The following is a 13,751-nucleotide window of genomic DNA, read 5'->3' on the forward strand; positions in this document are numbered from 1 at the left end:
TTATTCCACTTTTATTATTTTTGTTTTTTTATTTCTAATTCTTAGGATATTATGGAAAAAATTGTAATCTTAGATTTTGGTTCTCAATATACTCAGATTATTGCCCGTAAAATTAGAGAATTGAATGTTTATGCTGAAATTTATCCTTTTTCAATAGATATTGATACTATTAAAGCCATTTCTCCCAAAGGAATAATCCTATCTGGTGGTCCTTCGAGTGTTTATTCTGAAAATGCTCCTATCCCTAAATTCGATGTCTTTTCTTTGGGGGTTCCTGTCTTAGGTATTTGTTATGGTTTGCAACTTATTGCTTATCAGTTAGGTGGTGAGGTCAACAAAGCTGCAAAACGTGAATATGGTAGAGCAAATTTAATTGTGGACAAATCCGACTTGATATTTGAAGGTGTGTCCCAAAGTTCACAAGTTTGGATGAGCCACGGTGATTCTCTTACGAAAATTCCTGATGGCTTCGAAATTATTGCTCATACTGAAAATGCCCCAATTGCCGCTATTCGCAATCAAGAGAAAAAAATATATGGCGTGCAATTCCATCCTGAAGTGCATCATTCGCTCGATGGAGTAAAAATTCTTGAAAATTTCGTCCGAAAAATCTGCCTCTGTCGGGAAGTTTGGGATATGCACTCTTTTGTTGATAGTGCAATTAAAAAAATTCAGGATGAGGTTGGTGCAAGCGAAGTCATTTGTGCTCTTTCGGGTGGTGTCGATTCAACCGTTCTTGCTGTTTTGCTTAGCAAAGCAATCGGAAATAAACTGCATTGCATACACATAGATACTGGATTAATGCGATTTCAAGAAAGTGCAAAATTAATGAAACTGTTCAAAGATAATTTCAATATCTCAATCGATTTAGTTGATGCAAGCGATGTTTTCCTTTCCCGTCTAAAAGGTGTTACCGACCCTGAACAAAAAAGAAAAATTATCGGTAATACTTTTATCGAGCTTTTCGAAATCGAAGCAAAAAAATTTAATAATGCAAAATGGCTTGCTCAGGGAACTCTCTACCCTGATGTTATTGAATCTGTTAGCGTTAAAGGTCCTTCTGCTGTAATCAAATCTCACCATAACGTTGGAGGCTTACCCGAAAAAATGGGTCTTAAATTAATAGAGCCTTTTCGAGATTTGTTCAAAGACGAAGTTCGTGCTGTAGGTCGTCAGCTTGGTGTTCCGGAGTGGTTTATTAAGCGACATCCTTTCCCTGGTCCCGGTCTTGCAATCAGGATTATTGGTGAAATTTCACAAGAACGAATTGAAATTTTGCAAAAAGCTGATGACATATACATTCAGGAAATTACCGAAGCTGGGTTGTACGATAAAATTTGGCAAGCTTTTGCTGTTTTATTGCCGGTGCAAAGTGTTGGTGTTATGGGCGACGAAAGAACCTATGAAAACGTTTGTGCGTTACGGGCGGTTACTTCTGTTGATGGTATGACTGCAGACTGGTTCCAGTTTCCTTATGATGTTTTAGCAAAAATCAGTAATAGAATAATTAATGAAATTCAGGGTATAAATCGCGTTGTTTATGATATAACAAGCAAACCACCCGGAACGATCGAATGGGAATAATTTCAAAGGTATTACTATGGATAAATTTGTAATTCAAGGTGGAAATAGATTAGTTGGTCGTGTGAAAATCTCCGGTGCTAAAAATGGTTCTTTGGCTCTTATGCCCGCAACTTTATTAGCACCCGGAACCTACCATCTGAAAAACACCCCAAATTTACGTGATGTCTGGACTATGTCCCGGCTGATGAACAGTTTGGGTGCTTTCTGCGAACTTAATGGAAACGAATTGTTCATTGATACGACTAATATCATAAGTTTTGAAGCACCTTACGAGCACGTCAAAAAAATGCGGGCTTCTTTCTATGTTCTTGGACCACTTGTCTCTCGCTATGGATACGCAAAAGTTTCTATGCCAGGTGGTTGTGCTTGGGGACCACGTCCGGTTGATTTGCATCTGAAAGGGCTCGAGAAACTTGGTGCTGATATTTCTCTCGAAAGCGGTTACGTCGTTGCCAAAGCCGAACGGCTAATTGGCAATCGCTTTCATTTTGATGTTTCAAGCGTTGGAGCAACGGGCAATTTGCTTATGGCTGCTGCTCTTGCAAAGGGCACTTCTCTTCTTACTAATGCCGCCACAGAACCTGAAATTACTGCTCTTGCTCGCTTTCTTGTGAAAATGGGCGCCAAAATTGATGGTATTGGTACGCCTCAACTTGAAATTGAAGGTGTTGATTCTCTTCATCCGGCGGACGAAATCACTATTCCTGATAGAATAGAAACTGCTACTTATTTAATTGCAGCTGCAATTACTGGTGGTAAATTGGAACTCGAAAACACAAACCCTTATCACCTTACCGCTGTTATTGCTAAATTAGAAGAAGCCGGTTGCGATATCGATGTCAATGCTGATAAAATATCTATAGAAATGAACGGCAAGCCAAAACCTGTCGATATTACAGCAACTATATACCCCGGTTTCCCAACTGACGTTCAATCTCAATGGACAGCTTTGATGCTTGCTGCCGAGGGCACTTCAAAAATTACTGATACAATTTATCCTGATAGGTTTAAGCATGTTCCAGAATTAATTCGACTGGGTGCTAATGTTGAAGTTGTTGATAATTCTGCTATTGTTCAAGGTGGTCGCAAACTTTCCGGAGCAACAGTTATGGCTTCCGACCTTCGCGCCGGAGCTTCGCTTGTGCTTGCTGCACTTATTGCTGAAGGCACAACAGAGGTGCTTCGTGTATATCACATTGACCGTGGCTATGAAAATTTTGAGCAAAGACTTCAATCCATTGGTGCTAATATCAAAAGAGTTAAAACTGATTTAATATGACAGAGAAATTAAATATAAATGAGATTTTCTTTTCCATTCAGGGCGAAGGAACACGAGCAGGATTGCCATGTATTTTTATTCGTATGCAAGGATGTATGCTTCGCTGCCACTGGTGCGACACTGACTACGCTCTCGAACTAAATATCAACAAAAATATTATGTCTATTGACGAAATTCTTGAAAAAATAAAAGAATACAAATGCAAGTTTGTCGAACTTACTGGTGGCGAGCCACTTGCCCAGGATAATACATACATTTTAGCAAAGTACCTGTGTGATTTAGGTTATCAGGTTGCTATCGAAACAAACGGATACGCTGATGTTTCCAAGCTGGATAGTCGTGTTATTAAAATTATGGATATGAAATGTCCCGGCTCAGGTATGAGTAAATTTAATAATTATTCCAATCTCAATTACCTTGATAAAAAAGATGAAGTAAAATTTGTCATTTCTGATGAAAACGACTTCCTATGGGCTAAAGATATTATCATAAAATATAATCTGATAGAGCGCGTAGCTGCTGTCTTGGTTTCTCCTGCTTTTGGACTAATTGAACCTCGCAAATTAGCTGAATTAATTCTCTCTTCATCTCTCAATATTAGATTGCAACTCCAAATTCATAAATATATCTGGGAACCAAATACCCGCGGTGTATAAAGTTTTTTTTCTCGATATTTTTTTATACATAATTTTCTTCTAATTTTGCATATAATTAAATTGTAAAGTTTTTAAGTATGATTGCAGATAATAGTCATAGTAGCATTTCTGAAACAGACTATTTATCACAAATAATTTCTTTTTTATTATTTCAAGGCAGGAAAAATGGAAATTTTGTTAATTCTGGCAATTTTAGCCATAATAACTTGGCTATTTAGATTTTTCGGCTTAAAATATTATTACCATCTCAAAAATATTGAAGAAAAAAAGTTTTTAGAAAAAAATGAAATTTCAGACGACGAACTAATAGCAATATTAACCGCCGCTTGCGAATCAGTGCTAAATAAATCTGTGATAGTCAGAAGCATTAAGTTTCTCCAAAACCCAAATGATTCAGCTTGGTCGAGAATTGGAAAACTTCACATTATGCAATCTCATTATTTAAGATAATTTGTTAATTAAAATAGATATATGTTTATGAAAAATCCGCTTATACTGTCGCTAATTGTTTATGCAATAGCATCTTTAATCTCATTCTTCGTGGTTTTTGTTATTAAATCGGTTTATTCCTTCTTAAAAATTATTAAAAAGAATTAGGGATTTTTACAAATGGGTGAGTTCGATATTGTCAATATGTTTCAAGGTATTTCAACTTTCTTTTCTGCTCCTCTTCTTATCTCTTTGGGTAGAATATTCTTGATTTTTTTAGGTGGGCTGCTTGTATATTTAGGAAGGAAAGAAATACTGGAGCCGCTTTTAATGATTCCTATGGGTTTAGGGATGGCTGCCATTAATGCTGGGGTTTTGATACTCGATAATGGTGCTCACGGCACTCTTTTTATCAATCCTATGATTTCCGATTACAATGAACTTCTTACAATACTGCAAATTGATTTCCTCCAACCTGTCTTTACTTATACATTTAGTAATGGATTAATTGCTTGTGTTGTTTTTATGGGTATCGGGACTTTGCTCGATGTCGGTTTTCTTCTTGCAAGACCTTTTACCAGTATGTTTATTGCTCTGTGTGCAGAACTTGGAACAATTCTAACATTTCCGATTGCTGTTTGGATGGGGCTTTCACCGAATGATGCTGCCTCAATAGCAATGGTTGGTGGAGCGGATGGTCCTATGGTGCTTTTTGCTTCACTGATGTTATCGAAAAATTTATTCATTCCAATAACAGTTGTCGCATATTTATATCTTGGATTAACTTATGGTGGCTATCCATATTTAATAAAATTAATGGTTCCGAAAGAATTACGAGCTATTAAAATGCCGCCACCAAAAAAAATATTAGTAATTTCCTCAAACGAAAAATTAGCATTCTCATTCGTTACGTGCGTTGTACTGTGCTTGCTATTCCCGGTTGCTGCACCTTTATTCTTTTCTCTGTTTTTAGGTGTGGCTATTCGCGAGTCCGGCATTAATCATTATATTTCTCTTGTTAGCGGACCAATGTTGTACACTGCTACTCTCTTTCTCGGCATTCTATTGGGGGTGTTATGTGAAGCAAGCATTATTCTAAATCCCGCTGTTTTTAAACTCCTTGTGCTTGGTATTTTAGCGTTGCTGCTTTCAGGAATTGGGGGTATTCTTGGCGGATATATTATGTTTTTCATAACTAAAGGTAAATTTAACCCTGTTATTGGAATTGCTGGTGTTAGTTGCGTCCCAACAACTGCAAAAGTTGCTCAAAAATCAGTCTTTAAAGAAAATCCTAACTCTATCGTTATGCCTGATGCGTTAGGAGCAAATATTTCTGGAGTTATCACAAGTGCTATTATTGCTGCAATTTTTGTAACATTGCTTAAATGAAAAAATATTATTTATTCTGGATAATTGGAATTCTAACCTCTGTTATTGGAATCTCTCTTACAAAAACATTACCGGCAGGTTCTCTCGGGAACTCTGCCGGTTATATACTTGCTTTTACAGGTCTTTCGATTATCGCTTTTGGAATTAAAAAGAATGCCACTAAATCAAAGTTGTAGCTGCCTTTATACCATCAACTGCTGAACTTATTATTCCACCTGCTCTTCCGCTTCCTTCTCCAATCACAAATAAATTAGCATATCCAGCAGCTAAATAATTCTCGTCTCTTATTACTTGTATTGGTGATGAAGTTTTGCTTTCAAATCCCATTATTACTCCTTCCTCGAAACCTTTTATTTTCCTTGAAAATTCTATTAATGACTTTCGTAACGACTGATATATCGCATCTGGGAATAATTCTCTGAAATCATAATCAAAAAGTCCAAATGAATAACTTGTTTCTGGGAACCTATTACTTCTTTTCTCTTCAATGAAGTTCTGGATGATATTTGCTGGAAGCTCAAAATTATTATGAAGTTCGTAGAAAACTTGTTCTTTTTGTTCAAGCCAATCTAAAGCTTCATTAGGTGTTATTTCCTTATTCAATAATTCTGGCAAAAAAATCCCTGCAACAATTGCTGAATTCGCCCACGGTGAACTTCTGCTGTAATAACTCATCCCGTTTACTATGCTCAATCCTTTTTGGGGACTTGCTTGCACTATTTTGCCCCCCGGACACATACAAAAAGAATAAACTGGAAGTGCATTTGTTGCTTTGTGAGTTAATTTATACTCTGCTGCTTTAAGTCCGTTGATTTTTTTCTTGCCCCATTGCGAAAGATTAATTATTTCTTGCAAATGCTCTACTCTCGAACCAATAGCAAATGCTTTATTCTGAAACTTCACACCTTTTCCTAATAACAATCGATATGTGTCATACGCAGAATGTCCACAAGCAACGAATAAATAATCGCAGTCAATCTTTCCTTTATCTGTTTCAATTGCAACTACTTGTCTATCGTTGATTACTATGTCTTGTAATGTTGTTTCAAATAAAATCTTGCCACCAATTTCCTCAAATTTTTGCCTTAAATTTCTTACCACTTTAATTAAGTTGTTTGTTCCTATATGTGGGTGCGATAAATAACGTATTTCCTCTGGCGCTCCCGCCTCAATATAACTTTCAATGACAAAATTCTTTTCTTTATCTATGTTTTTTGTTCGAGAAGTCAGTTTCCCATCTGAAAATGTTCCGGCTCCACCTTCTCCAAAAGCATAGTTAGCACTTTCACAGAATTCGCCTTTTTGCTCAAACTTGCTAATCAACTTACTCCGTTTTGCAACTTCACTTCCTCTCTCAATAATAATTGTCTCGTATCCTGCTTTTTGTAGAATATATCCCGCAAAAAAACCAGCTGGACCACTGCCAACAACACATATTTTATTATCTCTTTTTCTAAATTTAATATCTAAAAAATTGCTTTTAAAACTGAATTTGCTATCACCTTTGAATACATTTATTCTTATTTTCCAATGTATATCTCTTTTGTTTCTTGCATCAAGGCTTTTCAAAACTATATCATAAGAAAACAAATTGCTTCCTACCATTCGGGCAATTTGTTGCTCCAGTTCTGCTTTTGAATATTCAATCGGTAAGCGAACTTCAATTGTATTAATTTTTACTCCATCGATTTCCATTTTTCTTTGTTGTCTTTTCAACGTTGGATATTAGTAATCTTATATTTTCTTCACCAAAAATTTCGCATAATAAATCAATATTTTTAGTGCTAACAGAAAAATTTTGATTAAATGCTATATAATTTTTCTTTGATTCACCATTTTTAATAAAAAATTGTATCTTAGTTTCTTTGTCAGATTTTTCAAGCTTATCTGCCATCTCTTCAATCTTTTTTTCAGTAATATTATCGACATCAATCCATATTTTGAAGCCTTCTACATATTTCTGGAAAAATTCTTCAATGCTGTATGCCTGGTCGGCTACAATTTCAATAAATTCTCCGCTAAACGAAGAGTTACCCACAACTACCAATGGCTTATCTTTTTCAATAACACTCTGATACTGACAATAAGCATCGCTCCAAAAAATCACCCTCAATTTGCTGGTAAAATCTTCCAGAGTTATAAATCCAACTGTATTTTTATTCTTGTCCAATCTTGTTCTGATTTCAGAAACAAGCCCCATAACACGCAGATAATCTCCGATTTGAGGATTATCTACATTCGAAAAATTAAAATTATTCACAGACTTCAATATTATTTCATACTCTTGTAGTGGATGTCCTGAAATATAAAAATTCAGATATTCTTTTTCTTTTTCTAATTTTTTGCTTTGTTCCCATTCTTCTACATTCGACAATTTTGGCATCTTGGGTTCGGCATCGCTCTGACCACCGAACAAACTATCTGTTGCCTCTGCTTTGTAGTTTTGGTAAGCCTTTGCATAATCTAAAGCAGTTTCAATGGATTCAAATAAGGAAGCTCTGCTATTCGGATGAAGCTTATCAAAAGCACCAGCACAAATTAGTGCTTCAATCGTTCTTCGATTAATTAGCGAAGTATCGACACGCCTCACAAAATCAAAAAACGAAGTGAAATCTCCACCCCTTCTTGCTTGAACAATGTTGTCCACCGCTGGAATTCCGACATTTTTTATTGCTGCAAGTCCAAAATAAATCACATTTCCTCTCGCGATAAAATTTGTTGCAGACTGATTTATATCTGGAGGTAATACTTTTATATTAAACTTTTTTGCTTCATCAATTAATTCAACAATTTTATCCTGATTATTTATTTCATTTGTCATATTCGCGGCTAAAAATTCAGCAGGATAATGTGTTTTTAACCAAGCTGTTTGGAATGCAAGATAGGAATAAGCAAGCGAATGTGATTTATTAAAACCATAATTTGCAAACTTTTCAATTAAATCAAATATTTCCTGAGCTAATTTTTCATTGATACCATTATTCTTTGCTCCTTCAATAAATAATGGTTTCATTTTATCCATCTCTGATTTTTTCTTTTTTCCCATAGCTCTTCGCAAAATATCTGCCTGACCAAGTGAAAAACCTGCAATTTTTTGAACAAGCTGCATCACTTGCTCCTGATAAACTATTATCCCATAAGTATTTTTCAGTGATTCTTCCATATATGGGTGCAGATATTCAATTGGTTTTCGTCCAAACTTTCTATCAATAAACTCAGGAATATTTTCCATTGGTCCTGGTCGATACAAAGCGTTCATTGCTGTAAGTTCTTCTAAATTCTGTGGCTTTAATTTCCTCAGATAATCTTGCATCCCGTCAGATTCAAATTGAAACACAGCAAGCGTATGTCCCTCACTTATCAGATTATATGTCTTAGGGTCATCAAAATCAATTTTGTCAATGTCAATATCTTTTCCGTAATTTTCCTTTATCATATTTAGTGTATTTTCAATTACTGAAAGTGTTTTTAACCCCAAAAAATCCATTTTGACAAGTCCAGCTGATTCCAATTCAGCCATAGAGTATTGTGTAACAACATCATTAGAATCTTTATCACTTTTAGCTGGTGGAACAACAGGGACAAAATCGGTAATCTCACCAGGGGCAATTACTACTCCTGCTGCGTGTGTTGATACAGCTCTATTTCGATTTTCAAGCATTTTGGAATATTCAATCAATTCTTGAAGCTTTTCATCTTTTGTTTCTTTCAGCCATTTCAGGTCAGGAAGTTCTATCGCATCAACTATTGGTAGTACCTTTCCCAGAATAACAGGTATTTTGGAAGTTATTTCTTTTACCGTGTTCAGCGGTATGCTCAAAACCCTTGCTACATCAGTCAAAACAGCGCGGCTGGATAATTTACTGAATGTAATGATTTGTGCAACTGCATTCGCACCATATTTTTCTTTAACATAGTCAATTACTCTGTATCTCTTGTCGTCTGCAAAATCAATATCTATATCAGGCATCGAAATTCTGTCGGGATTTAAAAATCTTTCGAAAAGCAAATTATATTTAAGCGGGTCAACGTTTGTTATATCAAGTGCATATGCTACAATACTTCCGGCAGCTGAGCCTCTCCCTGGTCCCACTCTCACACCGCGTTCCTTTGCTGCTCTGATAAAGTCCCATACAATTAAAAAATATCCCGGAAATTTCATATTTTTAATTACTTCCAGTTCATATTCTGCTCTTTGAATGATTTCTTCCGTTACTTTATCATATTTATTTTTTAACCCTTCGAAAACAAGTTCCCGTAAATAATCATCTAATGTTTCAGCTTTAGAATGAACCGGAATAGGAAATTCTGGCATATACAATGTTTTTAAATCAAGCTGGCAATTGCATTTTTCTGCAATTTCAAGTGTTGATGCGATTGCTTCGGGAAAATCTTTAAATATTTCCACCATCTGAGCAGAAGTTTTAAAGTGAAATTCAGGCGTTCTATACCTTAATTTTTTATAATCAACTGCTTCGCTGCCCGATGCATCTCTGATATGCAATAATATATTATGAGCAATTGCTTCTTCCTGCTTCATATAATGAATATCATTGGTAGCAACAAGCTTTATACCAAGCTCCTTTGCTAATTTTGGCATATCACGAAGCACAATTTTGTCTTCATCATAAAAATGATTCTGAATTTCTAAATAAAAATCATCTCCAAATAATTCTTTGTAGTATTTTGCTTCTGCTTTTGCGGTTTCATAATCTCCTTTTAGCAAATGCGATGATACCACTCCTCCAAGACAAGCAGAAGTGCAAATAAGCCCCTCGCTGTATTTCTCGAGCACTTCTTTATCAATTCTTGGTCGGTAATAAAAACCTTCCAAGTGCCCAATTGAAGTCAATTTTATTAGATTTTTGTATCCCGTAATATCCTTTGCTAACAACAAGAGATGATAATAATTCTTCTTTTTTGTATCTGCTTTCAGAGACGTTTTGTCGAAACGCGAACCACTCGCTATATATGCTTCAAAACCAATAATTGGCTTAATTTGATATTCTTCTCCTTTCTCTTTTAAACTTTTATTTACATTTAACACTTCCTGATAAAATTCTATTGTTCCATACATTACTCCGTGGTCAGTCAATGCTATTGCTGGCTGTCTATCCTCAACAGCCGCAGCAACTAATTCTTTTATCGTAGGTAGAGCATCTAATATTGAATAATGACTATGATTATGCAAATGAACAAACTGAGGCATTTTTTACCCTTAAATTCATAATGATACCTGACAAATATAACGAATATTGAAAATCCAATTGCGATAGATTTTCAAATGTGGAAAATTTAATTTGATAATGTTTTATTGATATTAATATCTCGATAAAATCCGTAAAAATATTAAAATTTGTTAATAATAATTTGTAAGTCCTTGTATTTATTGGGGTTGTTGAGAATTGAGAATTATCGATAAATTTGTATCAAAAAGTTGTATAAGTAAGATATATTTTATAGTTTTGTATCATTAAAATCGTTTTTACAAAAAACTAATAATGAGTATGGCAACAGTAAAAGAAAAAATCGAAGAGCTTAAGAAAAAAGAAGCAGAAATCCTTCTTGGTGGAGGTATCGACAAAATCGAAGCTCAGCACAATGCAGGTAAATTGCTTGCACGTGAGAGACTTCATCTTTTATTTGATAATGGATTTTATGATGAAATTAACAAGTTTGTAGAGCATTCCGGCGACGCTTTTGGAATGGAAGGTAAAAAGTTGCCGGGTGATGGTGTTGTTACCGCTATGGGTGCGATCAATGGTCGCCTTGCATATGCTTCATCCCAGGATTTTACTGTTATGGGTGGCAGTGTCGGTGGACGCCATGCTTGGAAAATTTGCGAAGTTATGCTTAAAGCATTAAAAAATGGTGTTCCTTATGTCGCTTTCAACGATAGTGGTGGAGCTCGTATTCAAGAACCTATCAATTCACTTCGTGGCTATGGTGAAATTTTCTATCACAATGTTTTGTTGTCGGGCGTTGTTCCTCAGATTGCAATAATTGCCGGTCCTTGTGCTGGTGGTGCTGCTTATTCTCCTGCTTTAATGGACTTTATTATAATGGTTCAAGGCATTGGTAAATTGTTTATTGCAGGTCCTAATGTTGTTAAAGAAGCTACTGGTGTTGCAATCTCTGCCGAAGAACTTGGTGGTGCAATGGCTCAGGCAAGCCACAGCGGTAATGTCCACTTCGTTGCTCAAAACGATGCAGAAGCAATTGAAATTTGTAAAAGATTGCTTTCGTATATGCCTCAAAACAATACCGAAAATCCTCCTTCTTATGGTGATGGAACAATTCAAATTATCGAAGACCCATACCTCAATGAAATTGTTCCGGACGACCATCGCGAAGCTTACGATATGATGGAAATCCTTCTCCGTGTATTCGACCCCGGCAGTATAATGGAAGTGCAGGAACATTTTGCTAAAAATATGATTGTTGCCTTTGCTCGTCTTAACGGTAATGTAGTAGGTATTGTTGCTAACCAACCGAAAGAAAAATTTGGCTGTATAGATATTGACGCTTCAGATAAAGCTTCTCGCTTTATTCGTTTCTGCAATGCCTTTAATATTCCTCTCATCTCTTTTGTTGATGTTCCGGGATTCTTGCCAGGTGTAGAACAAGAATTTGGCGGAATTATCCGTCACGGAGCTAAAATGCTCTTTTCGTTATCTGCCGCCACTGTTCCAAAAGTTACAATTATTGTGCGTAAAGCTTATGGTGGTGCTTATCTTGCAATGAGTGCTAAAAGTTTAGGTGCCGACCGTGTAGCTGCTTGGCCAACTGCTGAAATTGCAGTTATGGGTGCTGAAGGTGCTGTTTCTGTGCTTTTCAAAGATGAAATTAAAAATGCTCCCGATCCAAAAGCTAAACGCAGAGAACTTATCGAAGAATACAGGATTCAATTCGCTTCGCCTTATCCAGCTGCAGAATCTGGTTTGGTTGATGCTATCATTGAACCTATGAAAACAAGACAATATCTCTCTATTGCTCTCGAATCTTTGAAAAACAAGAGAGATTTACGTCCACAAAAGAAACACGGACTTATTCCTTTATAATAGGAGTTCTTATGCTCGATAAATTAATTGAACAAGCAGCTTTAGTGCTTGTTATCGTTCCTCAAAACCCAAATAGCAAAGAAGTTATTGCTGCGCTTACTTCGTCGCTAAATACATCCAAGCAATTAAATAGTGCAGACAATGAGCAATCTAATTCCATCGACAAAGAAACTGTGGCTGCTATTACTGCTGCTGCAAGCTTTGTTCTCGGTCGTGCTTTTCAGATTCGTAAGATAAAATTTGTTCGCGACCAGGCTGATACTTCTTGGTCTCGTATTGGGAAATTGAAATTGTTTAGTTCACAAGAATAAAAGGTTTTTTATGAAAAAATTAAGAATAACTGTAAATGGAAAAGAATATGAGGTAGAAGTTGAAGTATTAGAAGATACTGATTCATCATCTGGACCTCAGCTTCCCTTTGTGCCTCCAGTTGCACAGGTTACTCCAATGACTCCTCCGCCTACGGCTTTTGCATCAGAACCTCGCCAGAAAGGTGCTTTCAAAGCCTCGACTTCTGCTTCTGATGCTAACTCACTTACTTCTCCTATGAACGGTGTCGTTATCGAAGTGCCTGTTAAACCCGGTGATTCCGTAAAAGAAGGACAAGTTGTTGTTATCCTCGAAGCTATGAAAATGAAAACTAATATTTCTTCTTCTCGAGATGGTGTTATTGCCGATATTAAAGTTAAAGTTAATGATTCCGTTGAATCAGGACAAGTTCTTCTTACCTATAAATAAGATTAATGGTTTTAGAAAGAGGCTGTTTTTTAAACAGCCTCTTTTTTTATTGGCAATTATCAATAAATACCTGTTCCACTTTTTGCAAAGTCTCTTCTAATATGTCGTTTACAATAATTTGATCAAATTCTTTGCTCATAGAAATTTCCAGTTCTGCCCTTGCAAGTCTATTTTTTAATTGCTCTTCTGATTCTGTTCCACGCTTTTTCAGCCTTTCAATCAATACCTCTTTAGATGGTGGTGCCAAAAATATCAGGAGAGTATCATTAGGAAAATGCTTTTTTAAAGACAAAGCACCTTTTACGTCAATATCAAAAAGCATAATTTTATTGTTGTCTATCGCTTTCTGTACTTCGCTTTTCAAGGTTCCGTAATAATTACCAAAAAGTTCTTCCCACTCGATTAATTGATTTTGTGCTATCAATTCTTCAAATTTTTCTTTAGTCAGAAAAAAATAGTCTTTTCCATCTACTTCATTTGGACGCCGCTGACGGGTTGTTGCAGAAACTGAAAAAATCACATCTGGAAATTTATTTAAAATATGTCTGGTAACAACCGATTTCCCTCCACCACTCGGTGCAGAAATTGCAACTAATTTCTTTTTGTTCATATCTT

Annotated in this window: 12 protein-coding genes; 9 read left to right on the forward strand and 3 right to left on the reverse strand. The window is 35.8% G+C overall.

Going from position 1 to position 13,751, the window contains the following annotated elements; genetic code table 11:
- Positions 1 to 51 precede the first annotated feature (51 nt).
- The 6 genes from guaA to ACY2LT_RS00605 all read left to right on the forward strand — a co-directional run bounded on the left by guaA (position 52) and on the right by ACY2LT_RS00605 (position 5,513).
- Positions 52 to 1,584, forward strand: coding sequence for a glutamine-hydrolyzing GMP synthase (guaA, locus tag ACY2LT_RS00580; protein ID WP_491815653.1), 1,533 nt, complete (start codon positions 52 to 54; stop codon positions 1,582 to 1,584).
- A gap of 16 nt (positions 1,585 to 1,600) precedes the next feature.
- The gene (murA, locus tag ACY2LT_RS00585; protein WP_491815655.1) at positions 1,601 to 2,863 is read left to right on the forward strand and encodes a UDP-N-acetylglucosamine 1-carboxyvinyltransferase; all 1,263 of its coding nucleotides are present in this window, start codon (positions 1,601 to 1,603) and stop codon (positions 2,861 to 2,863) included.
- Complete coding sequence (locus ACY2LT_RS00590) at positions 2,860 to 3,519, forward strand: radical SAM protein (protein WP_491815656.1); 660 nt, start codon at positions 2,860 to 2,862, stop codon at positions 3,517 to 3,519. Before murA ends, ACY2LT_RS00590 begins: the two co-directional genes overlap by 4 nt.
- Positions 3,520 to 3,684: 165 nt before the next feature.
- A complete protein-coding gene (locus ACY2LT_RS00595) occupies positions 3,685 to 3,969 on the forward strand; it encodes a hypothetical protein (RefSeq protein WP_491815657.1) in 285 nt (94 codons plus the stop codon).
- A gap of 159 nt (positions 3,970 to 4,128) precedes the next feature.
- A complete protein-coding gene (locus tag ACY2LT_RS00600) occupies positions 4,129 to 5,337 on the forward strand; it encodes a sodium ion-translocating decarboxylase subunit beta (protein WP_491815659.1) in 1,209 nt (402 codons plus the stop codon).
- Complete coding sequence (locus tag ACY2LT_RS00605) at positions 5,334 to 5,513, forward strand: hypothetical protein (protein ID WP_491815660.1); 180 nt, start codon at positions 5,334 to 5,336, stop codon at positions 5,511 to 5,513. Before ACY2LT_RS00600 ends, ACY2LT_RS00605 begins: the two co-directional genes overlap by 4 nt.
- On the opposite strand, the gene ACY2LT_RS00610 is transcribed toward ACY2LT_RS00605, so the two are convergent.
- Positions 5,497 to 7,032, reverse strand: a complete 1,536-nt coding sequence (locus tag ACY2LT_RS00610; protein ID WP_491815662.1) for an NAD(P)/FAD-dependent oxidoreductase — start codon at positions 7,030 to 7,032, stop codon at positions 5,497 to 5,499. The genes ACY2LT_RS00605 and ACY2LT_RS00610 overlap by 17 nt on opposite strands.
- Positions 7,007 to 10,546, reverse strand: a complete 3,540-nt coding sequence (gene dnaE, locus ACY2LT_RS00615; RefSeq protein ID WP_491815663.1) for a DNA polymerase III subunit alpha — start codon at positions 10,544 to 10,546, stop codon at positions 7,007 to 7,009. Before dnaE ends, ACY2LT_RS00610 begins: the two co-directional genes overlap by 26 nt.
- 298 nt (positions 10,547 to 10,844) lie before the next feature.
- On the opposite strand from dnaE, the gene ACY2LT_RS00620 reads away from it, so the two are divergent.
- From ACY2LT_RS00620 to ACY2LT_RS00630, 3 genes are read left to right on the forward strand one after another with little or no spacing between them, the layout of a single operon-like run.
- Positions 10,845 to 12,398, forward strand: coding sequence for an acyl-CoA carboxylase subunit beta (locus tag ACY2LT_RS00620; protein WP_491815664.1), 1,554 nt, complete (start codon positions 10,845 to 10,847; stop codon positions 12,396 to 12,398).
- An 11-nt stretch (positions 12,399 to 12,409) separates the two neighbouring features.
- Positions 12,410 to 12,709: a hypothetical protein gene (locus tag ACY2LT_RS00625; protein WP_491815666.1), complete on the forward strand. Its 300-nt coding sequence runs from the start codon at positions 12,410 to 12,412 to the stop codon at positions 12,707 to 12,709.
- A 10-nt stretch (positions 12,710 to 12,719) separates the two neighbouring features.
- Positions 12,720 to 13,136, forward strand: coding sequence for a biotin/lipoyl-containing protein (locus ACY2LT_RS00630; RefSeq protein ID WP_491815667.1), 417 nt, complete (start codon positions 12,720 to 12,722; stop codon positions 13,134 to 13,136).
- Between the two features lie 46 nt (positions 13,137 to 13,182).
- Here the strand turns inward: ACY2LT_RS00630 and gmk are convergent, their stop codons facing one another.
- Positions 13,183 to 13,746 (reverse strand): guanylate kinase, encoded by a 564-nt coding sequence (gene gmk, locus ACY2LT_RS00635; protein ID WP_491815669.1) that lies wholly within the window; start codon positions 13,744 to 13,746, stop codon positions 13,183 to 13,185.
- Between the last annotated feature and the right edge of the window lie 5 nt (positions 13,747 to 13,751).

Source organism: Eximiradius proteiniborus (genome assembly GCF_058546985.1).

Bases quoted from the DNA above. Each gene is read 5' to 3' on its own strand.
- ACY2LT_RS00620 (WP_491815664.1), top strand. From the start codon at position 10,845: ATGGCAACAGTAAAAGAAAAAATCGAAGAGCTTAAGAAAAAAGAAGCA.
- murA (WP_491815655.1), top strand. From the start codon at position 1,601: ATGGATAAATTTGTAATTCAAGGTGGAAATAGATTAGTTGGTCGTGTG.
- dnaE (WP_491815663.1), bottom strand. From the start codon at position 10,546: ATGCCTCAGTTTGTTCATTTGCATAATCATAGTCATTATTCAATATTA.
- gmk (WP_491815669.1), bottom strand. From the start codon at position 13,746: ATGAACAAAAAGAAATTAGTTGCAATTTCTGCACCGAGTGGTGGAGGG.
- ACY2LT_RS00630 (WP_491815667.1), top strand. From the start codon at position 12,720: ATGAAAAAATTAAGAATAACTGTAAATGGAAAAGAATATGAGGTAGAA.
- ACY2LT_RS00605 (WP_491815660.1), top strand. From the start codon at position 5,334: ATGAAAAAATATTATTTATTCTGGATAATTGGAATTCTAACCTCTGTT.
- ACY2LT_RS00610 (WP_491815662.1), bottom strand. From the start codon at position 7,032: ATGGAAATCGATGGAGTAAAAATTAATACAATTGAAGTTCGCTTACCG.
- ACY2LT_RS00625 (WP_491815666.1), top strand. From the start codon at position 12,410: ATGCTCGATAAATTAATTGAACAAGCAGCTTTAGTGCTTGTTATCGTT.
- ACY2LT_RS00590 (WP_491815656.1), top strand. From the start codon at position 2,860: ATGACAGAGAAATTAAATATAAATGAGATTTTCTTTTCCATTCAGGGC.
- ACY2LT_RS00595 (WP_491815657.1), top strand. From the start codon at position 3,685: ATGGAAATTTTGTTAATTCTGGCAATTTTAGCCATAATAACTTGGCTA.
- guaA (WP_491815653.1), top strand. From the start codon at position 52: ATGGAAAAAATTGTAATCTTAGATTTTGGTTCTCAATATACTCAGATT.
- ACY2LT_RS00600 (WP_491815659.1), top strand. From the start codon at position 4,129: ATGGGTGAGTTCGATATTGTCAATATGTTTCAAGGTATTTCAACTTTC.